This window comes from Blastococcus sp. SYSU DS0533, assembly GCF_054050775.1.
In genome coordinates this window covers 60670-84456 of sequence record NZ_JBJGZZ010000018.1, presented here as the reverse complement: position 1 = coordinate 84456, position 23787 = coordinate 60670, and the positions used below count along the sequence as shown (strand labels likewise).

The window sequence follows — 23787 nt, the reverse complement described above, 5'->3', positions numbered from 1 at the left end:
GGTGGTCGGGGTCGCTGGGGTGGTCGGGGCAGCCGGTGGCGGCCCGCCGGGCCAGCTCGGTGCGGCCGGTGACGGCCAGCAGCGCCCCGGCGGCGTCGGTGACCGCGATGTGCAGGCTGCCCGCCGGGGGCGCCTGGATGCCGGCCGCGTCGAGCTGGGTGAGCAGTTCGCGCAGGTGGGCGACGGTGATCGGCTCGCCGTCGACCTCCCCGACCGGCTCGGGAACCCCGGGCGGGGTGAAGGCGGCGGGGGTGAGCGCGGGCAGCGGGGCGACCACGGTCAGCTGCGCGGTGACCGCGGGCTGGTCCTGCCAGGGCCGCAGGATCAGGTCGGCGGCCGCCCCGGCGCGCAGCATCCCGATCGGCCGACCGTCGCCGGCCTCCTGGGCGGCGCGGGCGTGCCGGTCCAGGGCGTCCCGGCAGGCGCGGGCGTCGGGGTGCGGGAGCAGGGCGCGCAGCTCGCTCATCCCGTCCCCCACCGGGCGCACGGTCACATCGGCGGCCCGCTGCCGGATCCGGCGGCGCCGCTCGGCGGCCTCGGCGTCGCGGGCCAGCAGCTCGCCGCGCAGCGCCGCCCGCAACCCGCCCACCCCCAGGCCGGTGGCGCCGGGCAGGACGGCGGCCTCGGCGGCGGCGATCACCGCCGGATCGGTGTCCGCGCCGAACGCCGCCACCTCCGCGGCCAGTGCCCGGGCCCGCGGCCAGTCCAGCAACTCCAGCCGCAGCCGGGCGAAGGTGGCCGGCAGCCGGGTGGTGAGCACCTCGGCGTGCTCCAGCAGGGTCACCGCCGCCGTCCGGCTGGTGTTGTGCACCATCGCCAGCTCATCGGGCACGAACTCGCTCGCCCCCACCGGCCCCGCCGATCCGGGGCGCTCCCCACCCGGGGGCGGATCGGCCGGGGCGGGGCGGGCGGCGGCCAGGTCCATCACCAGCTCCACCCGCAGCCCGGCCAGCCGGGCCTCGGCCGCCACGATCTGCCGCAGCAGATCCGCCGCCTCGGCCGCCGACCGGCGGGCCGGCAACCATGCCGACAGCGGCTCGTCCCACCGCTGCGGATCAGGATCGGCCAGCTCCCACTCCGAGGGCAAGGGATCCACCAGGGACACCCCTACCCCCACCTGGAAGCTCGCCGCCACCGACATACCCGCAGGCTAGGCCGGAGGTACGACAGTTCCCGCAGGCCGGAACGAAGCGCGAGGGGCCAGGTCGGACGACCCGGGCAACCGGGCCGACACCCGGCGCCACCCGGGTGACGGAACGGTCCCGTTCGGCTCAGCCCCGGCGGCGCCGCCTGACGACCAGGGTCACGACCAGGAGCAGCGCGGCCATCCCGGCTGCCGGGGCCGCGTATCGGGTCAGGGCTGCCCCACCGGCCACCTCGAGCAGGTCGATCGGCTCCGGCTCGGACTGCTCGGGACGCGGCCGCTCCGCCGGGCCGCTGCTGGGCACGCTGCGGAGCGGGGCACCCGTGGCGGGGCGGCTGGGCGGGGCGGTGTTGCCGCTGGGCGGCGGGCTCGGCGCCTGGGCGGCGGGCGCGGTGTCGGCCGCCTTCTCCGCGGTGACCTTGGCCGCGGTCTCCTTGGCCGGGGTCTCCGTGGTCGCCGTCTCCTTGCCGGAGGCGGCCGTGGCCGGGGCGCCCTTCTTCGCCGGCGCGGCATTGGCGGGCGCGGCCTTGGCGGGCGCGGCCTTCTTCGCCGGGGCCTCCTGCGCCGGGGCCTCCTGCGCCGGGGCGCTCACCTTCTCGGTGGCGGAGGCGGCGGCCTTCTTGGTCGCCGCCGCGGCCTTCTTCGCCGCCGTGCCCTCGCCGGCGGCCTGCTCCGCCGAGGCGGCGACCTCCTCGACCACCCCGGTCGCCGTCGCCGCCGCCTTGGACGCGGCACCTGCGTCAGCCGCAGCAGCGGCCCGGTCCGCGTCGCCCTGCGCGTCGCCCTCGCCGAGCTGGGCGGCGAGCTTGTCGGCGAACTGCCCGAGCAGCTTGTTGCCGACGTCGGTCATGACCCCGCGCCCGAACTGCGCCGGGCGGCCGGTGATGTTCAGGTCGGTGAGGACGTCGACCCGCGTGACCGAGCCCTCGGCGCGGAGGTTCGCGGTGACCGTCGCCGCCGCCGTCCCGTTGCCCCGCTGGTCCTTCCCGCGGGCGTCGATGACCGCCCGGTGCGCCGCCTCGTCCTTCTCGATGAACGACGCCTTCCCCTGGTAGGTCAGGTTGATCGGCCCGAGCTTGACCTTCACGCGACCGGTGAAGTCGTCGCCCTCGACGGAGTCCAGAGCCGCGCCCGGCATGCACGGGGCGATCCGCTCGATGTCGAGCAGCACCCGCCAGGCCTCGTCGACGGGCACCGGCACGGTGAACGAGTTCTCCAGCTGCACTGCGGGACCTCCTGGTGACGTACTGGAACGGCCCCCTTGCAGGGACCCGGCGCGAGCCTGCGAGTGCTGGGGGGCAAGGGGGTCCTCCGACAAGCTACAGCCCGGTGGCCGCCGTCACCGCCCGGCGCGTGAGGACGGCCGCCAGGTGCTGCCGGTAGTCGGCCTGGGCGTTGAGGTCGCTGCTGGGCTCGGTGCCCTCGGCCGCGTGCGCGGCGGCTGCCTCGATCGCCTCGGGGGTCGCCTCGGCGCCGGAGAGCGCCGCCTCCACCGCCGCGGCGCGCAGCGGGGTCGGCCCCATGTTGGTCAGCCCGATCCGCGCCTCGGCGATGTGCCCGTTCTCGCGTCGGACGGCGGCGGCCACCGCGACGATCGACCACGCCTGGGCGACGCGGTTGAACTTCTCGTACCGCATCCCCCACTCCCCACCGAGCTTCGGGACCCGGATCTCCACGAGCAGCTCCCCCTCGCCGACGGCGGTGGTGAGGTAGTCGACGAAGAAGTCCCGCGCCGGCACGGTGCGGCGCCCCTCGGGCCCGGCGATGACGAACTCCGCGTCCAGCGCCAGCGCCACCGCCGGCAGGTCACCGGCAGGGTCCGCGTGCACGAGCGCGCCGCCGAAGGTCCCCCGGTGGCGAACCTGCCGGTCGGCCACCGTCTCGGTGGCCTGCGCGATCAGCGGCGCGTGCTGCCGGATCAGCGGGTCGGCGAGGACGTCGGAGTGCGTGGTCATCGCGCCGATGACCAGCGCGTCGCCCTCCTCCCGCACACCGCGGAGCTCGGTGATCCGCCCCAGGTCGACGACGGTCTCCGGGGCGGCCAGCCGCAGCCGCATGACCGGGATGAGCGACTGCCCGCCGGCGAGGACCTTCACGTCCTCGCCGCCGGCGGCGATCGCCTCCAGCGCCTCCTCGACGGTGGTCGGCCGTGCGTACTCGAACGGTGCGGGAATCATCGGTCCCCTCCCAGCGAGGAGTCGTCGGTCGCGACGCCGGCGGTCGTCTCGGTCTGCGCCCCGCCGTAGGCGTTGGTGCCGGCGGTGGCGCGATCCCCGCCGTCCCCTCCGGCGTGGATGGCCCGCCAGACCCGCTCGGGCGTCAGCGGCATGCGGATGTCGGTCACCCCCAGGTGCCGGACGGCGTCCAGCGCGGCGTTGACCACCGCGGGCGTCGAGGCGATGCAGCCCGCCTCACCCACGCCCTTGGCGCCGATCGGGTTCCCCGGCGCGGTGTGCACCGTGTTCCCCGTGTCGAAGTGCGGCAGGTCGGCGGCCGAGGGCACGAGGTAGTCGACGAAGGTACCGGTGGTGAGGTTGCCGTCGGCGTCGTAGACGGCCTCCTCGTACAGCGCCTGCGCGATGCCCTGGGCCAGCCCGCCGTGCACCTGCCCCTCGACGATGAGGGGGTTCACGATGGTGCCGACGTCGTCCACGCAGGCGTACTTGCGGATCTTCACGAACCCGGTCTCTGTGTCGACCTCCATGGCGCAGATGTGCGTGCCGTGGGGGAAGGAGAAGTTCTCCGGGTCGAAGGTCGCCTCGGCGTCGATCGAGGGCTCCATGCCCTCGGGGAAGTTGTGCGCCGCGAACGTCGCCAGCGCGATCTCCTGGATCGACAGCCCGGTGCCCGGCGTCCCCCGCACGGAGAACGAGCCGGCGGCGAACTCGAGGTCCTCCTCGCTGGCCTCCAGCAGGTGGGCCGCGACCCGCCGCGCCTTGGCGACCACCTTCTCCGCGGCGGTGACGACGGCGGCGCCGCCGACGACCAGTGACCGCGAGCCGTAGGTGTCCAGCCCGCGCGGGGCGACGGCGGTGTCGCCGTGCAGTACCTCCACGTCCTCGAAAGGCACCCCGAGGGAGTCCGCGACCAGCTGGCTCCACGCCGTCTCGTGGCCCTGGCCGTGCGGCGTCGACCCGGTGACGACCTCCACCTTGCCGGTGGGCAGCATCCGGACCGACGCGTGCTCCCAGCCGCCGGCCCCATAGGACAGCGAGCCCAGCACCCGAGACGGCGCGAGACCGCACATCTCGGTGAAGGTCGAGAACCCGATGCCGAGCTGCACCGGGTCCCCCGACTCCCGCCGCCGGCGCTGCTCCTCGCGCAGCTCGTCGTAGCCGATCAGCCGCAGCGCCTCCTGCGTGGCCGCGTCGTAGTCGCCGCTGTCGTACTCCAGCCCCGCGGCGGTCGTGAACGGGAACTCGTCGGCGTTGATCCAGTTCTTCCGCCGCAGCTCGAGCGGGTCCATGCCGAGCTCGACGGCGAGCTCGTCCATGATCCGCTCGACGGCGAACGTCGCCTCGGGCCGGCCGGCACCGCGGTAGGCGTCGGTGGGCACCTTGTTGGTGAAGACGCCGTCGCACTCGAAGCGATAGGCCGGGAACTTGTAGATGCCCAGGAACATGAAGGCGCCGAGGATCGGCACGCCGGGGGTGACCAGCCGCAGGTAGGCGCCCATGTCGGCGAGGATCCGGCAGCGCAGGCCCTTCACGTTGCCCTCGCGGTCGGACGCGACGTCGATGTACTGGATCTGGTCCCGCCCGTGGTGGCCGCTCATCAGCGACTCGCTGCGGGTCTCGGTCCACTTCACCGGCTTGCCGAGGCGGCGCGCCACCAGGAAGGTCAGCACCTCCTCCGGGGTCACCTGCAGCTTGCCGCCGAACCCGCCGCCGACGTCGGGAGCGATGACGCGCAGCTTGTGCTCCGGGACGCCGGTCACCATCGCCAGCATGATCCGCAGGATGTGCGGCACCTGGGTCGACGACCACATCGTGTAGTTGTCACCCTGCGGCTGGACGACCACGGCCCGTGGCTCCATGAACGCCGGGATCAGCCGCTGCTGGACGAACCGGCGGCTGACGACGACGTCGGCGTCGGCGAACGCCTGGTCGGTGTCGCTGCCGGTGCCCATCTCCCCGGCGTCGAAGACGAAGTGGAAGCTGCGGTTGCCGTCGAGGTGGTCGTGGACCAGGTCGGCGCCGTCGGACAGTGCCTGCTCCATGTCCAGGACGACCGGCAGCGCGTCGTAGTCGACGTCCACCAACTCGACGGCGTCCTGGGCCGCGGCCTTGCTGCGGGCCACGATCACCGCGACCGCCTCGCCGACGTGGTTGACCCGGTCGACGGCGATCGAGGGGTGGCCGGGGTTGACCATGTCCGGCGTCACCGGCCAGGCGCAGGGCAGCGACCCCTGCTCCTCGGCCAGGTCGGCGCCGGTGAACACGGCGACGACGCCCGGCGCCTCGCGGGCCGCGGTGACGTCGACGGAGGTGATCCGGGCGTGCGCGACCGGGCTGCGGACGACGGCCAGGTGCAGCATCCCCGGCAGCACCATGTTGTCGGTCCAGGTGGTGCGCCCGGTGATGAGGCGGGCGTCCTCCTTGCGCCGCCGCGCCTTGCCGATCTCGGGGGCCGGGGCCCCGGTGCGCTCCTCGACGGCGGTCATGCCTGCCCCACCACGTGCGGCGCGGCGGCGGTGTCGACCTCGGCGGGCGAGACGTGGCCGTTCCCGGCCCCGCGCATCTCACCGGCCGCCTGCTGCACGGCCCGGACGATGTTCTGGTACCCGGTGCAGCGGCAGAGGTTGCCCTCGATGCCCTCGCGCACCTCGTCCTCGCTGGGATCCGGGTTGTCCTTCAGCAGGTCGATCGAGGCCATGATCATGCCGGGGGTGCAGAAGCCGCACTGGAGCCCGTGCATCTCGTGGAAGGCCTTCTGCACCGGGTGCAGCCCGCCGCCGCTGGCCACGCCCTCGATGGTGGTGACCTCGGCGCCGTCGGCCTGGACCGCGAGCACGGTGCAGCTCTTCACGGCGTCGCCGTCGAGGTGCACGGTGCAGGCGCCGCAGTTGCTGGTGTCGCAACCGACCACGGTGCCCACCTTGCCGAGCTGCTCGCGCAGGTAGTGGACGAGCAGGGTCCGCGGTTCGACGTCGTCCTGGTAGGACGCCCCGTCCACCCGCACGCTGATCCGTGTCATCAGTCCTCCGCCTCGTTGCAGGGGTCGCTGCGCCCGCGGTCGGCCGCGGGCCCGAGCGGAGTCTGGCCTGAAAGGTGTGAGTTAGGCCACGCTTAGCTGCGCGATTTCTCGACTCGAGCCCGGCGAAGTCGCAGGTGAGCGCGGTCCGGGCACGTTGCACGGCCGTTGCAGGCCGGATCGCTGCGCTTCCTGGCAGCCCCGGTCCTGGTGGCCCGCCCGGCCGTGGGCGACCGTTCCGGGGTGCCGACCCCCGCCCCGACGCGCAGCCCCGCCGATGCCCTGGCCACCGAGCAGCGGCGGGTGGCCGACCTCCTGGCCTCCGCCCCCACCGCCGAGCTCGTCACCCGGCGCCTGCCGGCCGCCGACCACGCGCGGTTGGTGGCCGCCGGTCACTTCCCCGCGTACGCCGCGGAGCTGGCCTGGACGCCGCACCAGGTGGCGGGCCACCTGCGGGACAGCGCCCGGGTGTTCACCGGCCGCGTCGCGCGCCTGCGCGCCGAGGACGACCCGCTGCTGCCCGACTTCGACCCCACGGCGGCCGACCGGGTGGCCGGGTACGCCGCCGTCCCGCCTGCGCGCCTGCTCGCCGAGCTGCGCGAGGCCCAGGCCGGGCTGCTGGCGGCGGTCCGCGGCGTCCCGGGGGCCGAGCGGACCCGCACCGGGCGGCACGCCACCGACGGGGCGCTGACGCTGGGCGGCGTCCTGGACTTCCTCCCCGGCCACCAGCGTGACCACGCCGAGCAGCTGGCCGCGCTGCTGCGCTGAGCGGCGCCGCGTTCAGCGCGCGACGGCCGGCTCCGCCTGCGGAACCGGGGCCGGCTCCCCGGCGGTGCGCAGCTCGCGGCGGCGGAGCACCGCCGAGGCGGTGAGCGCCAGCAGGCCCAGCACGGCGAGGCCCGCACCGACCCAGCCTGGCGCGGTGTAGCCCAGGCCGGCGGCGATGACCAGCCCGCCGAGCCAGGCGCCGAGCGCGTTGGCCGCGTTCAGCGCCGAGTGGTTCAGCGCCGCGCCGAGCATCTGAGCCTCGCCGGCGACCTCCATCAGCCGCAGCTGGAGGCACACCACCAGGACCGACGCGCTGGCGGCGAACAGGAAGATCGCCAGGACGATGGTGGCCGGGGTCCGGGCGGCCACCGGTACGAGCGCCAGCAGCACGCCCGTGACGACGTTGGCCCCCACCAGCGAGCGGAACAGCGCCAGGTCCGCGAGCCGGCCGCCCACCGCGGTCCCGAGCACGCCGCCGACGCCGAAGGCCAGCAGCACCAGCGGGATGGCGCCGCGGGACATGCCGGTCACCTCGGTGACCAGCGGAGCGATGTAGCTGTAGACGGCGAACATGCCGCCGAAGCCGACGACCCCGACCAGCAGCGTCAGCAGCACCTGCGGGCGGCGCAGCGCCCCCAGCTCGGTGCGCACGGTGGCCTCGCGGTTGCCCGGGGCGGCGGGCACCACCCAGGCGGTCGCGGCGATGGTGAGCAGCGCGAGCACCGCGACCGCCCAGTAGGCGGTGCGCCAGCCGAACTGCTGCCCCAGCCAGGTCGCCGAGGGCACGCCGGCGACGTTGGCCAGGGCCAGGCCCAGCATCACCGAGCTCACGGCCCGCCCGCGCAGGTGCGGCGCCACGAGCGAGGCCGCCACCAGCGAGGCGACGCCGAAGTACGCGCCGTGGGGCAGCCCGGCCAGGAACCGCGAGGCCAGCAGCGACCCGTACCCAGGCGCCAGCGCGGTGAGGGCGTTGCCCGCGATGAAGGCGGCCATGAGCCCGAGCAGCACCCCGCGGCGGGGCAGCTTGGTGGCCAGGGCCGCGATCACCGGGGCCCCCACGACGACACCGAGCGCGTACGCGGAGATGAGGTGCCCGGCGGTGGGGATGCTGATGCCGACGCCCTCGGCCAGGTCGGGCAGCAGGCCCATGGTCACGAACTCGGTGGTGCCGATGGCGAACCCGCCGAGCCCGAGGGCGACGACCGCGGCCACGAGCCGTCCGGTGCGCAGGGGTGGGCGGTCGGCGAGGGGCGGAGCGGTCACTCCAGCTGCGAAGTCGTGAGCCGGCCTCAGCATTCCCGCGCCGGGCGGGTCAGCGCGCGCGGCCGGCCAGCCGCAGGCGGTGCAGGTGCGCCGTGACGGCGGCCCGGCGCGGTGAGCCGGCCGGCAGGACCTCGCACAGCGCCTGCCAGACGGCGGCGTCCTCCCGCAGCTCGGGCAGCTGGGCCAGGCGCAGCAGCAGGTCGGGGCGGCGGCCGGTGAGCACCGCACGCCGGAGCAGGCCCAGCAGCCGGTCCCGGGCCTGGCGGACCCCCGGCGCCTGCGACCCGGGCAGCACCGGACCCGCGTACCGCTCGAGCGCGGCGGCGAGGTCCCCGCGCGCGACGAGCCGGCGCACCTCCTCGGCGTCGGTGCGCACCCGGCCGACCAGCCGGTAGGGGCGGGACTCCAGCAGGTCAGCCCCGACCAGCCGCCGCAACCGGGACAGCTCGGCCCGCACGGTGACGGTCGCCGCCGCGCCGGCGTGCACCTCGGCGGCGAGCTGGGCCGCGTCGCGCCCGTGCCCCGAGGCGGCCGCCTCCGCCAGCAGGAACAGCAGCTCCGAGTGCCGGACCGAGAGCTCCAGCGGCCCACCCGGCAGCGTCAGCCGGGCCCGCTCCCGGCCCAGCACCTCCAGCCGGGCCTCCGCCGCCGGTCCGGCCGCCACCGGGCCGACCGCGAGCCGCTCCCGGTGCAGCCAGCGGAGCTCGGACTCGACGGCGGCCACGGTCGCGCGGACCAGGGTCAGCACGTGCGGGCTGGCCACGTGGTCGCCGCCGGTGACGTCGATCGCGCCGAGCAGTGCGCCGGTCACCGGGTCGTGCACCGGCGCCGCGGAGCAGCTCCAGGGCTGCACCGACCGGCGGAAGTGCTCGCTGCCGTAGATCTGCACGGCGGCGTCGACCGCCAGCGCCGTCCCCGGGGCGTTCGTGCCGGCGACCTCCTCCGACCACCGGGCGCCCTCGACGAAGTTCATCGCCGTGGCCCGCCCGCGCAGCCCGCGGTCGCCCTCCACCCACAGCATGCGGCCGGCGGCGTCGCTGACCGCCACGATCATCCGGTCGGCCTCGGCGTCCTGGACCAGCAGCCGGCGGATCACCGGCAGGACCGGGGCCAGCGGGTGGGCGTCCCGGTAGGCCCGCAGCTCGGCGTCGAGGAGCTCGACCGGGGGCAGCCCCCCGTCGGGGTCCACGCCGCTGCCGAGGGAACGCCGCCAGGAGTCGCGCACGACCGGGCGGACCGCGTCGCCCGCGGGCAGGGCGCTGGCGGTGACGAGGCGCTCGTGCGCCGCGCGCAGCCGACGGGTGCGTGCGGCGGACGGCGGCCCGTCCGGCAGCGCCAGCCACGGGTTGACGGCGGTCGTCACCGGCCGGGCCACGGGGAGTCGCTCATCTCCCGGTCATCGTGGCCGTTACCGGCGGTTTACACCAGAGCGGGGCCCGCGGGTCAGCGCGCGGGGGCCGCCGGCTCGTCACCGGCCGGGAGCTGCCACGGCCGCACGACGGTGCCCAGGACGACGAGGGCGAGCGCCAGCGCCGAGACCACCACCAGACCGATCGCCACCGAGTCGTTGCCGAGCAGCCCCACCACCGGGGAGACGACCGCACCCACGCCGAACTGGACCGCGCCCAGCAGGGCGGCGGCGCTGCCCGCGGCCTCACCGTGCCGGGAGAGCGCCAGCGCGGGCGCGTTGGGAAGGGCGAGGCCGCAGGCGAACAGCACGACCCACAGCGCACCGGTGACCGCCGGGAGGCCACCCGTCCCGGTGGCGGCGAGCCCGACCAGCACCGCCCCGGCGAGCGCGCCGAGCACCGTGCCGGCGACCAGCAGCCGCTGGGGCGACCACCGGCGCAGCAGCAGCGGGTTGAGCTGCGTGGCCGCGATCAGCCAGAACGCCCCGGCGCCGAACAGCAGGCCGAACTGCTGCTCGTCGAGTCCGAACTCCTCCTGGTAGACGAAGGAGGAGCCCGACACGTAGCTGAACAGCCCGGCCATGGTCAGCCCCGCGACGAGCACGAGCCCGACGTAGACCCGGTCGTGCAGCAGGCCACCGTAGATCCGCAGCGTGCCGCGCACCCCGTTGCTGCTCCGCCGCTCCGGGGGCAGGGTCTCCCGCAACGTCAGCCAGCCGACGACCACCATGACCAGCCCGTAGGCGGCGAGGGCCGCGAAGACCCCGCGCCAGCTGGTGAAACGCAGGAGTTCTCCGCCGAGGGTGGGCGCCAGGACCGGCGCGGCGCCGAGCACCAGGAACAGCCGGGAGAGCATCGTCGCCGCGGCCCGGCCGTCGTAGAGGTCGCGCACGACGGCCAGCGCGATGACCGAGCCGGCCGCCGCACCGACGCCCTGCAGGAACCGCAGCCCGCCGAGCACGGCCACGGTGGGGGCGAGCAGCACCAGCAACGAGGCCAGCACGTGCAGGGCCGTCCCGGCGATCAGCGGGCGGCGCCGGCCCCAGGCGTCCGACAAGGGGCCGATCACCAGCTGGCCCAACGCCAGACCGACGAGCGTGCCGGTGAGGGTGAGCTGCACCGTGGCCGACGTCGTGAGGAGGTCGTCGGTGATGCTCGGCAGCGCCGGCAGGTACATGTCGATGGTCAGCGGGCCCAGCGCGACGAAGGCGCCCAGGGTCAGCGCGGTGCGCGCGGCGCCCGGGCGCTCGGGTGCGGAGGTGGCGGCCGCGGGCGCGGTGCGGTCCTGGGTGGTGGTCACGGATCCCCCGTCGGTCGGTGCTGAGCGGGACCCACGCTGGTCGGACCGCAGTACGACGCCCTTCAAGGCGCGGGGGCGGCCGTGCATTCCGCGACCCCGCGGTCCGTCACCGCGGCGGGCGCACCGGCAGGAGGGCGCGGGCGTCGCGGGCACGCACGGCGCCGGCCCAGAGCCCCGTGCCGTAGGCGAGGTCGTCCAGCCGCCGGGCCAGGCCGTGGCGGACCGGTCCGATCCGCTGCCGGTGCGGCCACCAGCTGACGAGCGCGTCGGCGACCGCGACGGCCAGCAGCCTCCGCCGGGTCCGCCGCGAGCCGACGGCCATCGCGGCGGCCAGCGGCCAGTGGTGCCGGGTGGCCGTCCGGGCCAGCGCCTGCCCCGACGCGGCCAGGCCCCGCGCCACCAGGCCGGCGGCGAGCACGGCCGGGACCGGCTCCCCGGGGCGGGCCAGCCGGCGCGCGAGGCGGGCGGTGGTCCACCCCAGCAGGCCGATGGCCGCCGACCTGCCCCACCGGCCCCCGGCGAGCAGCAGCGCCCAGGTGGCCGCCGTCTCCGGGGCGATCACCAGCGGGGACACCGCCGGGCCGTGCCGGGCGGCGAGCAGCGCGGCGCCGGTGCCGTAGAAGGCGCGGCGGCGCAGCCACCCGGTGGTGCGCGCCAGGTGCTCGTGGGCGACCGCGGCCGCCGGCTCGTAGCGCACCCGCCACCCCGCGGCGGTCAGCCGCCACACCAGGTCGACGTCCTCGGCGACCCGCATCGCCTCGTCGAAGCCGGCCCCCAGCGCCGCCCGGCGCGCCAGCAACGCCGCGCTCGGCAGGTAGGGGACCGCCGAGAGCGGCCGCACCGGCGCCGGGTGCGGGCCCATGTCCAGCGCGCCGGCGACGTCCTCGTAGGGACTGGTCCAGCCGCGCGCCGCCCCCGCCAGCGGCACGATCCGCGGGCCGGCCACGGCCACCCGCGGATCGGCCAGGTGCGGGCGCAACCGGGCCAACCACCCCGGCAAGGGCAGGCAGTCGGAGTCGAGGAAGGCGACCAGCTCCGTCGTCACGACCGCCAGCCCGGCGTTGCGCGCGGCGGCCGGCCCCCGGGCGCTCGGGTGCCGCAGCAGGCGGACCCCTGCCGGGGCGACGACCGGCACCGCCGACCCGTCGTCGACGACGACGACCGGCAGCCGCGCGGTGGCGGGGTCGGCGCGCAGCGCGGCGAGCAGCCGGGCCAGGCCGGCCGGGCGGTCCTTCACGGGGACGACGACGGTGATCCCCGCCGCGTCGGGATCCGCCGGCAGGTCGGGGTGGGCGAGGCCGGCGTCGAGCAGGCGGGCGGCGAGCGCGGCACTCGTCGCGTCGCGGACCTCCAGCCGGTCGGCGGCGAGCAGACCGGCGGCCCGGGGAGCGAGCCGGAGCAGCCGCAGCGGCGAGCCGCCGAGCAGGGTGGCGCCCGCGTCGCGGCGGCGGGTGCGCGGGTCGAGCCGGACGGCGAAGCCGTCGGGGAGCCGGCGCTCCGGCGGGGCGGGGATCACCCCTCCGCCAGGACCTCGTCCGTCGTCGCGAAGGAGATCAGCGGCGCATAGCCGGCCATCAGCCGCACCGCCCGCTCGTGCTCCTCGTCGCCCGCGCCGGCGCACGCGTCGGTGACCACGCGCACGTGCACGCCCGCGTCGGCGGCGGGCAGGACGGTGGAGACGACGCAGCAGTCGGTGGCGACGCCGACGACCGTGATCGGACCCTCGCCTACCACGGCGGCCAGCCGCGGCCCCCACTTGCCGAACGTGGTGGCGTCCACGACCGGGCGGTCCCCCGGGTCCTCGACGAGCTGGTAGCAGTGCGCGTCGGGCGGTTGCAGGGCGAAGTCGTACTGCGCGTAGTACTCCTTCCACGCCCCGGCCGGCTCCTCGGGAGCGACGAAGCGGGTCCAGACCACCCGCTCGCCGAAGGCGTCGACCAGCCGGCGGATGCGCGGCCGGACCTCCTCGAACCGCGGCGCGGTCCAGGGCGAGTCCTCCTCCCCGAACACGTGCTGCAGGTCCACCACGACCAGCCAGCCCTCGTGGCCCGCCCTGACCTCGCCCATGCCCCGCTCTCCTCGCCCGTCCCACCCGCGGCCCGCGGGCGCCCGACAGTAACGATCCGGTCCCGGCCGCCGGGCCTCCAGGTCTGTGTGGTTAGGTCAGCCTTACCTGATCGTCCGAGGAGTCTCCATGCCCGTCCGTCCCGCCCTCCGCGGCGCCGCCGCGCTCGCGGCCATCGCCCTCGTCGTCACCGGCTGCGGCGCCGGCGACGAGCCCGCCCCCGCCGAGAGCCAGGCCACCGGCGGCTCGTCCTCGTCGGCCTTCCCCGTGACGGTCGAGACCGCCTTCGGCGACGTCACGATCGAGGAGGAGCCCACCCGCGTGGTCGCGCTCGGCTGGTCCGACGCCGAGACGGCGCTCGCGCTCGGCGTGGAGCCGGTCGGCGCCAGCGACTGGCTCGCCGTCGGCGGCGAGGACGGCCTCGGCGACTGGGTCGAGCAGGGCTACGAAGAGCCGCCGGTGCTCATCGAGACCCTCGAGCCGAGCTTCGAGGCGATCGCCGCGCTCGAGCCCGACCTCATCCTCGACACCCGCTCCTCCGGCGAGGAGAGCCGCTACGGGCTGCTGAGCCAGATAGCCCCGACCATCGGCCAGCCCGAGGGCGTGGGCCCGTACCAGACGAGCTGGCAGCAGCAGCTGGAGATGGTCGGCCAGGCGCTCGGGAAGAGCGAGGAGGCCGAGGAGCTCGCCGCGCAGGTCGAGCAGGCGTTCGCCGACGCGGCCGCCGAGCACCCGGAGTTCGACGGCACCGAGGTCGCCGTCGGCGCCTACACCTCCGAGGGCTTCGGCGCCTACGTGAGCGGGGACTCGCGGGTGCAGTTCATGGAGCAGCTCGGCTTCGAGAACAAGGCCGAGATCGAGGCGCTGGCGACCGAGAACTTCTTCGTACCGGTCAGCGAGGAGCAGCTCTCGCTGCTCGACGCCGAGCTGACGGTGGTCTTCCCCATCTTCGTGGAGGCCTCGGAGTTCACCGGCAACCCGCTGTGGCAGGCGCTGCCCGCAGTCCAGGAGGGGCGCGCCGTCGTCCTGGACGACCTGACGGTGCTCAACGCCTTCTCCAGCGCCTCGGCCCCGGGTCTGCTGTACGCCGTCGACCGGACCGTGCCGCTGTTCGCCGACGCGCTGAGCTGACCGCGCTCCCCTCTCCGACGCGGGGCGGTTCCGGGATCACTCCCTGAGCCGCCCCGTCTCGTCGATGCGCCAGGTGGCGACGGCTGCGGTGATCCGGTCGACCAGCCCGTCGAGCAGCCGCGCACCCTCCCCGGCGCCGGCGCCGGCCGGGTCACCGAGGACGCCGGTGGGGCTCACGGCCCGCACGCCCTCGGCCCGCAGGCGGGGCAGCAGCGCGCCGATCGGCGTGGTCTCGCCGGTCACGGCCCGATCTCGCCGGACCTGATCCGGTTCCACGTGCAACATCAGCGACGTCTCGGTGCGACCGGCGTGCGCGTCGCCGCCCCGGAAGCCGCACGGGAACCACGCCACGTCCCGCCCCTCCGCGCGCACCCGCGGCACCGCCGCCCGCAGCGCGTCGAGGTTCCCGCCGTGCCCGTTGACGATCAGCACCCGTCCGGCCCACCGGCAGGCCGAGCGCCCGTACTCGACCAGCAGCCCGGTGAGCGCCTCGGTGCCCAGCGAGATCGTGCCGGGGAAGTCCTCGTGCTCGCCGCTGGCGCCGTAGGCCAGGGCCGGCGCCAGCAGCGCCCCGGGCAGCCGGTCGACGGCGCCGTCCGCGACCGCCGTGGCGACCGCGGTGTCCGTCGTCAGCGGCAGGTGCGGGCCGTGCTGCTCCACCGCACCCAGCGGGACGACCAGCAGCGGGCGCACCGGCAGCTCCGGCCAGGTGACGGCGCCGAGGGAGGTCACCGCCGCACCCTAGGCCCCGGTCAGGTCGCGGGTACCTCGTCCTCCACGAGGACGTCCTCCACGAGCTCCTCGGTGAGCTGGTGAAGAGCTGGCAGATCCGCGCGAGCGGGTCGACGCGCGTTTCCACCGTGGCCGCCGCGCCGGTGAGGTCGCCCTCGTGCGCCCGTCCGCGGCGGCGGCTCGGGCAGGATCCGGGTGTGCCCCCACGTCGCTGCCCCTGCGGGACCGCCCTGCCCTACGCGGACTGCTGCGGCCCGCGCCACGACGGCTCGGCGCCCGCCGCGACCGCCGAGCAGCTCATGCGCTCCCGCTACAGCGCCTTCGCCGTCGGCGACGCGGGCTACCTGCTGCGCACCTGGCACCCCGCGACCCGGCCGCCGGCGCTCGACCTGGACCCCGCGGTGCGCTGGACCGGCCTGGAGGTGCTCGCCACCACCGGCGGTGGGCTGCTCGCCGCCGAGGGGACCGTCGAGTTCGTCGCGCGGTACGAGCAGGGCGGCGCGCACGGCGAGCAGCACGAGGTCAGCCGGTTCGCCCGCGAGGACGGCGCCTGGCGGTACCTCGACGGCCGCTGACGGGTGTCGCGGTACGCCCTGCTGGGCACGAGCCCGGGCATGAGCGCAGAGGACACCCGCAAGGTCGCCGAGCTGATCAAGGGAGAGCGCTTCGGCTTCCTCACCACCATCGCCCCCGGCGGCAAGCTGACCAGCCGCCCCATGACGCTGCAGGAGGTCGAGTTCGACGGCGACCTGTGGTTCTACGCCGAGCGCGGCTCCCACCCGGTCGCCCACATCGCCGCGACACCCCAGGTGAACGTGGGCATCGGCTCCGGCGGCACCTGGGTGTCGCTGACCGGCCACGCCCGGGTCGTCGACGACCTCGCGAAGAAGAAGGAGCTCTGGAACGGCGGCGTCGAGGCGTGGTTCCCGAACGGGCCCGAGGACCCCGACGTCGTCCTCATCAAGGTCGAGGGGGACTCGGCGGAGTACTGGGACAGCCCGGGCGGGCGGCTGGCCACCGCCTTCAGCTTCGTCAAGGCCAAGGCCACCGGCCAGCGGATCGACGCCGGGGAGAACGAGAAGGTCGACCTCTAGCGCACCGGCGCGCCGAGCCGGGCGCCGGCGCGCTCGGCCGGCTCCGGGCGGGCGAAGAAGTAACCCTGGGCCGAGCCGCACTCCATGGCCCGCAGCACCAGGCGCTGCTCGTCGGTCTCCACGCCTTCGGCGACGACGTCGAGGTCCAGGCTGCGGGCGAGTTCCACGATCGAGCTGACCAGCGTGGTGGCCGCCCCGCCGGAGGCCAGGTCGTTGATGAAGCTGCGGTCGATCTTGAGGACGTCCGCCGGGAGCCGGCGCAGGTAGGACAGCCCGGAGAAGCCGGTGCCGAAGTCGTCGATCGCGATCCGCACGCCCAGGTCCCGCAGGCTCTCCAGCTGGCCCACCGTCCGGTCGACGTCGCGGACGAGCATGCCCTCGGTGACCTCCAGGGTGAGCTGCCCCGCCGGGAACCCGCTCTCGGCCAGGGCCGCCTCCACGTCTGCGCGGACGTCGGTCTCGGCGAGCTGGCGCGGGGAGAGGTTGACCGCCATGCGCAGCGGCGCCCCGTGCCCGGCCGACCACGCGGCCCCCTGCCGGAGGGCCTGCCGCAGCACCCAGCGGCCGATCTCGACGACGGCCCCCGACTCCTCGGCGAGGGGGATGAACTCGGCAGGCGGGACGGTGCCGTGCTCGGGGTGGTACCAGCGCACCAGCGCCTCGAACCCGGTGGTGCGGTCGTCGGCGAGCGCGACGGTCGCCTGGTAGAAGACCGCCAGCTGGCCACCGGCCACCGCGGCGGCGAGGTCCTGCTGGAGGGCGGCACGGCGGTGCGCGGCGTCGCCCAGGCCGGCCGAGTAGGTGACCAGCCGGTTCTTGCCCCGGGACTTGGCCAGGTACATGGCCAGGTCCGCCCGGTGCAGCAGCGTCGCGGCGTCGGGCCGGTCGGCGCCGGACGCGGTCGCGATGCCGATGCTGGCGTGCACCGTGGCGGCACCGCGGTCGAGCGGGACGGGGAGGGCGAGGGAGAGCAGCACCCGCTCGCCCACGGCACGGGCCACGTCCTCGCCGCCGTGGACGACGACGGCGAACTCGTCCCCGCCCAGGCGCGCGACCAGGTCCTCGGGGCGGACGCAGCCACGCAACCGCTCCGCGACGGTGCGCAGCAGCACGTCGCCGGCGGCGTGACCCCGGCTGTCGTTGACGTCCTTGAAGTCGTCCAGGTCGATGAAGAGCACGCTCAGGGCGCCGCCGCGCTGGAGCACCCGGTGGGTGATGTCCTCGAGCAGCGTGCGGTTGGCCAGCCCGGTGAGCGGGTCGCTGAGCACCTGGTCCTCGTTGAGCCGCCAGGCGGCCAGGTGCACCGCGCTCGCCGCCAGCACGAACGCCGTGTGCACCGCTGCCCACAGCCACGGGTCGCCGGGGCCGTGGTGGCCGAAGACCTCGTGGGGGAAGACGGTGCCGACCAGCCCGTGGTGAGCGGCCACCACGACGAACGCCAGACCGTAGGGGACCCAGTCCTGGTACAGCGAGACGACGCCGACCATGACGAAGAAGGCGAAGTGCGACTCGGTGACGCCTCCCCACAGGTGCACCAGCGATAGGCAGGAGGCCAGGAGGCTTCCCGTCGTCGCCGCCGTGCGGGCCGTCCGCCCGGCCGCGGGCAGGAGCTCCACGACCAGCGGACCGGCCACGGCCAGCAGCACCGCGACGGCACCCGGCCGGCCGTGCCCCCACAGCCAGGCGAGCAGCACCAGCGCCCCCGCGACCGCCAGGCACAGCCGGACGATCGCGCGGTGCCGCCGCTGCCACACCTGCTCCGGGAGGAGCCGGCCTTGCGGGAGGACCCGGAGCAGCCGGGCAGGCAGTGCGCTGATCACCTCGAAGGCATCGGCGCAGCGCGCGCCGCGCTGGAGCGGCCGGGCGACCTTCCCCTCCGAGCGGGTGGTTCAGCGCAGGTCGAGGCCCACCAGCGGAGACTCGTCGCAGATCTTGCTCGGGACGGCGGGGATGCCGAGCAGCGTGGGCTGCCCGCGGACCGGCCCGGTGTGCGAGTGGTCCAGGTGGCTCCGCGGCGTCACCGCCGTGGCGTCGCGGGCGGCCAGCGCCGTCTCGCCGTAGCCCTGCACGCACTCCGGGTCGGGGCCGTCCAGCGGGAGGCCGGTGAAGAACTTCGCCGCCATGCACCCGCCCCGGCAGGCGTCGAAGTGCGCGCACTTGGTGCAGGCGCCGCCGGTCTGCGGGCTGCGCAGCTCCTGGAACAGGTCGGAGGTCTGCCACACCCGCTGGAAGCCGCCCTCGTCGCGGACGTTGCCGGCGAGGAAGTTCTCGTGGATGGCGAACGGGCAGGCGTAGACGTCCCCCACCGGGTCGATGAGGCAGACGACGCGACCGGCGCCGCACAGGTTCAGCCCCGGCAGCGCCTCCCCGAACGCCGACAGGTGGAAGAACGAGTCGCCGGTCAGCACCTGCTCCCCGTTGGCCAGCAGCCAGGAGTACAGCTCGCGCTGCTGGGCCTGCGTCGGGTGGAGCTGGTCCCACACGTCGGCCCCGCGGCCGGACGGGCGCAGCCGGGTGATCCGCAGCTGGGCGCCGTAGCGGTCGGTGAGCGCCTTGAACGCATCCAGCTGGCCTGCGTTCTCGCGGGTGACGACGACCGAGACCTTGAAGTCCTTCATCCCGGCCTCGGCCAGGTTCTCCAGGGCCCGGGTCGCGGTGGCGAACGAGCCCGTGCCGCGCACCCGGTCGTTGACCTCCGCGGTCGCGCCGTCCAGGGAGATCTGCACGTCGACGTAGTCGGTGGCCGCCAGCTGCGCGGCGCGCGCCTTGTCCAGCTTCACGCCGTTGGTGGAGAACTTGACGCCGACGTCGTGGCCGATCGCGTAGTCGAGCAGGTGCCAGAAGTCCGGCCGGACGGTGGGCTCGCCGCCGCCGACGTTGACGTAGAAGACCTGCATCCGCTGCAGCTCGTCGATGACCGCCTCGGCCTCGGCGGTGGAGAGCTCGCGCGGATCCCGCCGTCCGGAGGAGGACAGGCAGTGCACGCACGCCAGGTTGCAGGCGTAGGTGAGCTCCCAGGTCAGGCAGATCGGCGCGTCCAGGCCGTACTCGAACTGGTCGACGAGCCTCCCGCCGGTGGGGCGCTGGGGCAGGACGGCGGTCATGTGCGCACCTCGATCATCTGGGAGCGGGCCAGGTCGGCCAGCGCCTTCACGTAGGCGCCGCGCCGGGCGTCGGGCACGCCGCACGCGGTCAGGGCGGCCTCGGCGCTGGGGTGGTCGGCCAGCGCCTCGACGACGGCGACCAGCGTCCTGGACTTCAGGAACGACAGCTTGCGGTTGCCGAAGTGGTAGACCAGCGCGCCGAACGGCTCCGGCCGGAGCGCGACCGACCGGGCCTTCCGCCAGGGCAGCGCGGGGTCGAACACGGCGGTCACCGGGGGACCGGCCGGAGCGGTCATCGCAGGCCGTCGGCTCAGTAGACGCCGCACATGCCGTCGATGGAGACCTCCTCGACCAGCGACTCCTCCACGAGGGCCTCCTCGGTCGCGGGGGCCTCGGGGGCCCGGAACTCGGCGGCGGGGACGTCGGTCGGGGTGGTCTCGGGCATGTCGGCCTCCGTGAACGCGGTCACATGGACGAGCCGGACGTTAGTGACACCCGGTGCCAGGAGCAACAGCGGGGTCGGTCGCCGCTCTGCCCCCCCGGCCGGCGGGCACAATGCCGGCGTGGCGGAGACGAGGGCGGTGGCGATCGTCCCCGACGGGCGTGCCCGCGTGGAGCGCGCGGCGCTGGACCTGTTCACCACCCGCGGGTTCGAGCAGGTGACCAGCGACGAGGTCGCCGACTCCGCGGGCATCAGCCGCCGGACGTTCTTCCGCTACTTCCCGACCAAGGCCGACGCCGTCTGGGGCGACTTCGCCGGCCACGTCGCCCGGCTCGAGCGGCTGCTCGCCGCAGCCGACCCCGCCCAGCCGGTCCTCACCTCGGTCTGCGCCGCCTACGTGGAGGTCAACGACTACCCGGACGCCGAGCTGCCGCTGCTGCGGGAGCGGATGCGGCTGATCCTCACCGAGCCGGCCCTCCTGGCGCACAGCCAGCTCCGCTTCGCCGAGGTCGACCGCGTGGTCGCCCGGCACGTCGCGGCGCGGACCGGCGGGGCGCCCACCGGGCTGCTGCCACGGCTGGTCGCCGCGACCACGCGCGCCGCCGCCACCACGGCGTTCGAGACGTGGCTCGCCGAGGCGGGCTCGCCCCTGACCCGGCACCTGCACCTTGCGTTCGACGAGATGGCGGCGGGGTTCCCCAACCTCCGCGGCTGACCCGCGGGGGCGACCCGTGTGGTCGCCGTCTCACCCGCGGCGATAGCCTGGCACTCAGTGCCACCGGCCGCCGCGCCGGCCCACCGCCCGGTCGACCGGGCCGGACGAAGGAGACCCCATGGCCAGCGCGTGGTTCGAGTCGGTCGCCGAGGCCCAGCGCCGGGCGAAGAAGCGGCTGCCCAAGGGCGTGTACGGCGCGCTGGTCGCCGGCTCCGAGCGCGGGCTGACCCTCGAGGACAACCTCGCCGCCTTCGCCGAGCTCGGCTTCTCCCCGCACACCGCCGGGCTGGCCAACGAGCGGAACACGGCCGTCACCGTCATGGGCCAGCCGATGTCGATGCCGGTGCTGATCAGCCCGACCGGCGTGCAGGCCGTGCACCCCGACGGGGAGGTCGCCGTGGCGCGCGCCGCCGCCGCCCGCGGGGTGGCGATGGGGCTCTCCTCGTTCGCCAGCAAGCCGATCGAGGAGGTCACGGCGGCCAACCCGCAGACCTTCTTCCAGGTGTACTGGGTGGGCAGCCGCGAGGAGATGCTCGCCCGGATGGACCGCGCGAAGCGGGCCGGTGCCGTCGGTCTGATCGCGACGCTGGACTGGTCCTTCGCCTACGGCCGCGACTGGGGCAGCCCCTTCATCCCCGAGAAGGTCGACTTCCAGGCGGTGCGCCGGTACGCCCCGCAGGTGGCGCTCAAGCCGCGCTGGCTGCTCGACTTCGCGCGCACCCGCCAGCTCCCCGACCTCACGGTCCCGAACATGGTGGCCACGCCGGGCGACCCGGCGCCGACCTTCTTCGGCGCCTACGGCATGTGGCAGCAGTCGCCGATGCCCACCTGGGAGGACGTCGCCTGGCTGCGCGAGCAGTGGGACGGCCCGTTCATGCTCAAGGGCGTCATGCGTGTCGACGACGCCAAGCGCGCCGTCGACGCCGGCGTCACCGCCATCTCGGTCTCCAACCACGGTGGCAACAACCTCGACGGGACACCGGCCTCGGTCCGCGCCCTCCCCGCGGTCGCCGACGCGGTGGGTGACCAGATCGAGGTGCTGCTCGACGGCGGCATCCGCCGCGGCGGCGACGTCGCCAAGGCGCTGGCGCTGGGCGCCAAGGCGGTCTTGATCGGCCGGGCCTACCTGTGGGGCCTGGCGGCCAACGGCCAGGCCGGCGTGGAGAACGTGCTCGACCTGCTGCGCGACGGGCTCGGCTCGGCGATGGTCGGCCTGGGCCGGGCGGACGTCTCCGAGCTGTCCCGCGACGACCTCGTCGTCCCCCCGGGCTTCGAGCGGGCGCTGGGCGACACCGCCGTGGAGAACGCGCTGCTGGCCACCTCGCCCGCCCGCCGGCGGCGCGAGGCCTGACCCGCCGGCGCGGGAGGTCGGGGCCACGGCCGCCGGTCGCCCTGCCAGGATGACCCGCGTGAGCGAGCCGGTCCGGTCCGAGGACCTCCGCGTCTCCGACGCCGAGCGCGCGGCCGTCGCGGCGGGGCTGCAGCGCGCCCACGACGCCGGCCAGCTCGACCTCGCGGAGTTCGACGAGCGGGTCCGGGCCGTGTGGGCGTCGCGCACCCGCGGTGACCTGGCCCGGGTGACAGCCGACCTGCCGGCCCTACCACCGCCGCCCGGCCCGCGGCGGGTGTTCAGCGAGGACGCCGCCGGCACCGCGATGAAGGTGCTCACCATCGTCTGGCTCTGCCTGGGCCTGGTGAACCTCGCCGTCTGGGGGATCCTCGAGGCGACCGTGGGCGGGATCCACCCGTGGTGGCTCTACGTCGTCCTGCCGCCGGGCGCGGTGCTCGGCACGCTCTACGCGATCGGCATCGGCCGGCCGGGCCGCGGCTGAGGCCGGGGGCGGGGCGGTATGCCGGCAGGGGCGCTCACACCCGCACCGAGCGGACGATGCGGTCGGGGCGGACGCGCACCAGCGCGGCTCTCCCCAGCCAGCGCCGGAGGGTGCCGGTCGGGTCCTCGACGGGCACGGCGGTCCCGTCGGGCCGGCGGATCCGCAGGTCCGCGGTGATCTCGACGTAGCCGTCGCCGAGGACGTCGTCCAGCCGGCGGACGGCGCCGTCGACGAGCACGTCCGGCTGCGGGAGGAGCGTCCCGGCGAGCCGGCGGCCGGCGCGGCCCCGGCGCGCCACCAGCGGGCCGCGGCGCAGCGGCGGGGTGCGGCTGTCGGTGGCCAGCCGGGCGACGGCGGGGATGCGGCGGACAGCGGCCAGGACGACCCGCCGCAGCACCGCGCCGCCACGCCCACCGCCGGTCATGAGCCGGCCGAGCAGCAGGGCCACCCGGATCAGCGCGCGGGCGTGCGGCTCGCGCTCGGCGCGGTAGGTGTCCAGCAGCGCGTCCGGCGCCTCCCCGCGGAGGACGGCGGCGAGCTTCCACGCCAGCTGGTGCACGTCGCGCAGCCCCAGGCCCAGGCCCTGGCCGACGAACGGCGGGGTGAGGTGGGCGGCGTCGCCGGCCAGCAGCACCCGCCCGTCGCGCCAGCGGTCGGCGACCTGCGCGCGGAAGGTGTACCCGACCGCGCGCAGCACCTCCAGGTCGGCCGCGCGCGCGACCGGCGCCAGCAGGGCGGCCAGCCGCTCCGGGGCGGAGAGCTCCTCGGCCGTCTCCCCCGGTGCGAGCCGGAACTCCCAGCGGTAGCGGTCGCCGGTGACCGGCATGAAGGTGGCCGCCCGGCGCGGGTCGCACACCTGGTGCACGCCGGGCCAGACGGGCAGCGGCGCCCGCGCCCGCGCGTCGACGACCAGCCACCGGTCGGCCGGGCCGAGGTCGACCATCCGGGCGCCGATCAGCTCGCGCACCGTGCTGTGGGCGCCGTCGCAGCCCAGCACCGCCGCCGCGCGGACGGACCGTTCCACCCCCGTCGACCGCTCGGTCAGCTGCACGGTCACCCCGCCGCGGTCCTGCGCCAGGCCGGTCACCTCGCAGCCGCGGCGCACCTCGATGCCGGGCGCCGCCGCCGCGGCGGCGGCCAGCACCTCCTCCAGGTCCGGCTGGTGGACGAACGAGCCCTGCGGCCAGCCGTGCGCACCGGCGTCCGGGGCCCGGCGGAACTCGGCGAGCACGCGGTGCGCGCCGTCCAGGAGCCGCAACCCGGCCATCGGACGGCACCGCGTGGCGACGTCGTCGGCCACGCCGGCCGCCTGCAGCGCCCGGAACACCTCGTCGTCCAGGTGCACCGCGCGCGGCAGCGGGTAGGGCGCGGGGTGCCGCTCGAGGACGACGACGGCCAGCCCGCGGCGGGCCAGCAGCAGCGCCGCGGTCAGCCCCACGGGGCCGGCACCCACCACGACCACCGGCCCGCCCGTCACGGCGCCAGTCTGTCCGACGGCGCGCCGCGGAGGTGCAGCACGTTGCACGCGGCACCGAGTGCCTTGACGCGGCGGGCAGCCGCTCAGCAGTCTGTGATGCACTGCACACGCCGATCCG

23 protein-coding genes are annotated in these 23787 nt (G+C 75.8%); 7 read left to right on the top strand and 16 right to left on the bottom strand.

Annotation, left to right across the window (positions count from 1 at the left end; all coding sequences use genetic code 11):
- The 5 genes from ACI79W_RS17750 to ACI79W_RS17730 form a co-directional block, all read right to left on the bottom strand.
- A partial coding sequence (locus ACI79W_RS17750) for a DUF222 domain-containing protein (RefSeq protein ID WP_456563415.1) occupies nt 1-1141 on the bottom strand: 1141 nt, incomplete at its 3' end.
- Between the two features lie 130 nt (nt 1142-1271).
- A complete protein-coding gene (locus ACI79W_RS17745) occupies nt 1272-2369 on the bottom strand; it encodes an SRPBCC family protein (RefSeq protein WP_456563414.1) in 1098 nt (365 codons plus the stop codon).
- 94 nt (nt 2370-2463) lie between these two features.
- Nucleotides 2464-3321, bottom strand: coding sequence for an FAD binding domain-containing protein (locus ACI79W_RS17740; protein ID WP_456563413.1), 858 nt, complete (start codon nt 3319-3321; stop codon nt 2464-2466).
- Nucleotides 3318-5807, bottom strand: coding sequence for a xanthine dehydrogenase family protein molybdopterin-binding subunit (locus ACI79W_RS17735; RefSeq protein ID WP_456563412.1), 2490 nt, complete (start codon nt 5805-5807; stop codon nt 3318-3320). The genes ACI79W_RS17740 and ACI79W_RS17735 overlap by 4 nt, the downstream gene beginning before the upstream one ends.
- Complete coding sequence (locus ACI79W_RS17730) at nt 5804-6340, bottom strand: (2Fe-2S)-binding protein (RefSeq protein ID WP_456563411.1); 537 nt, start codon at nt 6338-6340, stop codon at nt 5804-5806. Before ACI79W_RS17730 ends, ACI79W_RS17735 begins: the two co-directional genes overlap by 4 nt.
- 240 nt (nt 6341-6580) lie before the next feature.
- Between ACI79W_RS17730 and ACI79W_RS17725 the strand changes: the two genes are divergently transcribed.
- On the top strand, nt 6581-7105 hold the full coding sequence (locus tag ACI79W_RS17725; protein ID WP_456563410.1) for a DinB family protein: 525 nt from the start codon (nt 6581-6583) through the stop codon (nt 7103-7105).
- A 12-nt stretch (nt 7106-7117) separates the two neighbouring features.
- Here the strand turns inward: ACI79W_RS17725 and ACI79W_RS17720 are convergent, their stop codons facing one another.
- The 5 genes from ACI79W_RS17720 to ACI79W_RS17700 all read right to left on the bottom strand — a co-directional run bounded on the left by ACI79W_RS17720 (nt 7118) and on the right by ACI79W_RS17700 (nt 13144).
- Nucleotides 7118-8368 carry an MFS transporter gene (locus ACI79W_RS17720; RefSeq protein WP_456563409.1) on the bottom strand — a complete coding sequence of 417 codons (1251 nt, stop codon included), beginning with the start codon at nt 8366-8368 and terminating at the stop codon, nt 7118-7120.
- Between the two features lie 49 nt (nt 8369-8417).
- Nucleotides 8418-9743, bottom strand: a complete 1326-nt coding sequence (locus ACI79W_RS17715; protein ID WP_456563408.1) for a GAF domain-containing protein — start codon at nt 9741-9743, stop codon at nt 8418-8420.
- Nucleotides 9744-9811: 68 nt separating this feature from the next.
- Nucleotides 9812-11077, bottom strand: a complete 1266-nt coding sequence (locus ACI79W_RS17710) for a multidrug effflux MFS transporter (RefSeq protein ID WP_456563407.1) — start codon at nt 11075-11077, stop codon at nt 9812-9814.
- 106 nt (nt 11078-11183) lie between these two features.
- Entirely contained in the window at nt 11184-12593 is a 1410-nt protein-coding gene (mftF, locus tag ACI79W_RS17705; RefSeq protein ID WP_456563406.1) for a mycofactocin biosynthesis glycosyltransferase MftF, read from the bottom strand.
- Nucleotides 12590-13144, bottom strand: a complete 555-nt coding sequence (locus ACI79W_RS17700; RefSeq protein WP_456563405.1) for a cysteine hydrolase family protein — start codon at nt 13142-13144, stop codon at nt 12590-12592. The genes mftF and ACI79W_RS17700 overlap by 4 nt, the downstream gene beginning before the upstream one ends.
- 127 nt (nt 13145-13271) lie before the next feature.
- Between ACI79W_RS17700 and ACI79W_RS17695 the strand changes: the two genes are divergently transcribed.
- Nucleotides 13272-14273 (top strand): iron-siderophore ABC transporter substrate-binding protein, encoded by a 1002-nt coding sequence (locus ACI79W_RS17695; RefSeq protein ID WP_456563404.1) that lies wholly within the window; start codon nt 13272-13274, stop codon nt 14271-14273.
- A 36-nt stretch (nt 14274-14309) separates the two neighbouring features.
- Here the strand turns inward: ACI79W_RS17695 and mftE are convergent, their stop codons facing one another.
- The gene (gene mftE / locus ACI79W_RS17690; protein WP_456563403.1) at nt 14310-15005 is read right to left on the bottom strand and encodes a mycofactocin biosynthesis peptidyl-dipeptidase MftE; all 696 of its coding nucleotides are present in this window, start codon (nt 15003-15005) and stop codon (nt 14310-14312) included.
- A gap of 197 nt (nt 15006-15202) precedes the next feature.
- Between mftE and ACI79W_RS17685 the strand changes: the two genes are divergently transcribed.
- Together ACI79W_RS17685 and ACI79W_RS17680 are read left to right on the top strand one after the other, a co-directional pair.
- Complete coding sequence (locus ACI79W_RS17685) at nt 15203-15580, top strand: YchJ family protein (protein WP_456563402.1); 378 nt, start codon at nt 15203-15205, stop codon at nt 15578-15580.
- Between the two features lie 39 nt (nt 15581-15619).
- Nucleotides 15620-16099 (top strand): pyridoxamine 5'-phosphate oxidase family protein, encoded by a 480-nt coding sequence (locus tag ACI79W_RS17680; RefSeq protein WP_456563401.1) that lies wholly within the window; start codon nt 15620-15622, stop codon nt 16097-16099.
- Here ACI79W_RS17680 and ACI79W_RS17675 read toward each other — a convergent pair.
- The 4 genes from ACI79W_RS17675 to mftA all read right to left on the bottom strand — a co-directional run bounded on the left by ACI79W_RS17675 (nt 16096) and on the right by mftA (nt 19648).
- Nucleotides 16096-17919 carry a putative bifunctional diguanylate cyclase/phosphodiesterase gene (locus ACI79W_RS17675; protein WP_456563400.1) on the bottom strand — a complete coding sequence of 608 codons (1824 nt, stop codon included), beginning with the start codon at nt 17917-17919 and terminating at the stop codon, nt 16096-16098. The genes ACI79W_RS17680 and ACI79W_RS17675 overlap by 4 nt on opposite strands.
- Before the next feature lie 69 nt (nt 17920-17988).
- Nucleotides 17989-19203: a mycofactocin radical SAM maturase gene (mftC, locus tag ACI79W_RS17670; RefSeq protein WP_456563399.1), complete on the bottom strand. Its 1215-nt coding sequence runs from the start codon at nt 19201-19203 to the stop codon at nt 17989-17991.
- Complete coding sequence (mftB, locus tag ACI79W_RS17665; protein WP_456563398.1) at nt 19200-19475, bottom strand: mycofactocin biosynthesis chaperone MftB; 276 nt, start codon at nt 19473-19475, stop codon at nt 19200-19202. The genes mftC and mftB overlap by 4 nt, the downstream gene beginning before the upstream one ends.
- Before the next feature lie 38 nt (nt 19476-19513).
- Entirely contained in the window at nt 19514-19648 is a 135-nt protein-coding gene (mftA, locus tag ACI79W_RS17660) for a mycofactocin precursor MftA (protein WP_236825425.1), read from the bottom strand.
- Between the two features lie 118 nt (nt 19649-19766).
- Here mftA and ACI79W_RS17655 point away from each other — a divergent pair, with 118 nt between their 5' ends.
- The 3 genes from ACI79W_RS17655 (at nt 19767) to ACI79W_RS17645 (ending at nt 22192) form a co-directional block, all read left to right on the top strand.
- On the top strand, nt 19767-20360 hold the full coding sequence (locus tag ACI79W_RS17655) for an acyl-CoA-like ligand-binding transcription factor (protein WP_456563397.1): 594 nt from the start codon (nt 19767-19769) through the stop codon (nt 20358-20360).
- A gap of 118 nt (nt 20361-20478) precedes the next feature.
- Nucleotides 20479-21711 (top strand): pre-mycofactocin synthase MftD, encoded by a 1233-nt coding sequence (gene mftD / locus ACI79W_RS17650; protein WP_456563396.1) that lies wholly within the window; start codon nt 20479-20481, stop codon nt 21709-21711.
- A gap of 58 nt (nt 21712-21769) precedes the next feature.
- On the top strand, nt 21770-22192 hold the full coding sequence (locus tag ACI79W_RS17645; RefSeq protein WP_456563395.1) for a DUF1707 SHOCT-like domain-containing protein: 423 nt from the start codon (nt 21770-21772) through the stop codon (nt 22190-22192).
- Between the two features lie 34 nt (nt 22193-22226).
- Here ACI79W_RS17645 and ACI79W_RS17640 read toward each other — a convergent pair whose 3' ends face one another.
- Nucleotides 22227-23669, bottom strand: coding sequence for a bifunctional 3-(3-hydroxy-phenyl)propionate/3-hydroxycinnamic acid hydroxylase (locus ACI79W_RS17640; RefSeq protein WP_456563394.1), 1443 nt, complete (start codon nt 23667-23669; stop codon nt 22227-22229).
- Between the last annotated feature and the right edge of the window lie 118 nt (nt 23670-23787).

What these genes read in the sequence shown, in the direction of transcription:
- ACI79W_RS17740 (WP_456563413.1), bottom strand. Translation starts at nt 3,321, where the DNA reads ATGATTCCCGCACCGTTCGAGTACGCACGGCCGACCACCGTCGAGGAG.
- ACI79W_RS17735 (WP_456563412.1), bottom strand. Translation starts at nt 5,807, where the DNA reads ATGACCGCCGTCGAGGAGCGCACCGGGGCCCCGGCCCCCGAGATCGGC.
- ACI79W_RS17730 (WP_456563411.1), bottom strand. Translation starts at nt 6,340, where the DNA reads ATGACACGGATCAGCGTGCGGGTGGACGGGGCGTCCTACCAGGACGAC.
- ACI79W_RS17700 (WP_456563405.1), bottom strand. Translation starts at nt 13,144, where the DNA reads ATGGGCGAGGTCAGGGCGGGCCACGAGGGCTGGCTGGTCGTGGTGGAC.
- ACI79W_RS17695 (WP_456563404.1), top strand. Translation starts at nt 13,272, where the DNA reads ATGCCCGTCCGTCCCGCCCTCCGCGGCGCCGCCGCGCTCGCGGCCATC.
- ACI79W_RS17680 (WP_456563401.1), top strand. Translation starts at nt 15,620, where the DNA reads ATGAGCGCAGAGGACACCCGCAAGGTCGCCGAGCTGATCAAGGGAGAG.
- mftC (WP_456563399.1), bottom strand. Translation starts at nt 19,203, where the DNA reads ATGACCGCCGTCCTGCCCCAGCGCCCCACCGGCGGGAGGCTCGTCGAC.
- mftA (WP_236825425.1), bottom strand. Translation starts at nt 19,648, where the DNA reads ATGCCCGAGACCACCCCGACCGACGTCCCCGCCGCCGAGTTCCGGGCC.
- mftD (WP_456563396.1), top strand. Translation starts at nt 20,479, where the DNA reads ATGGCCAGCGCGTGGTTCGAGTCGGTCGCCGAGGCCCAGCGCCGGGCG.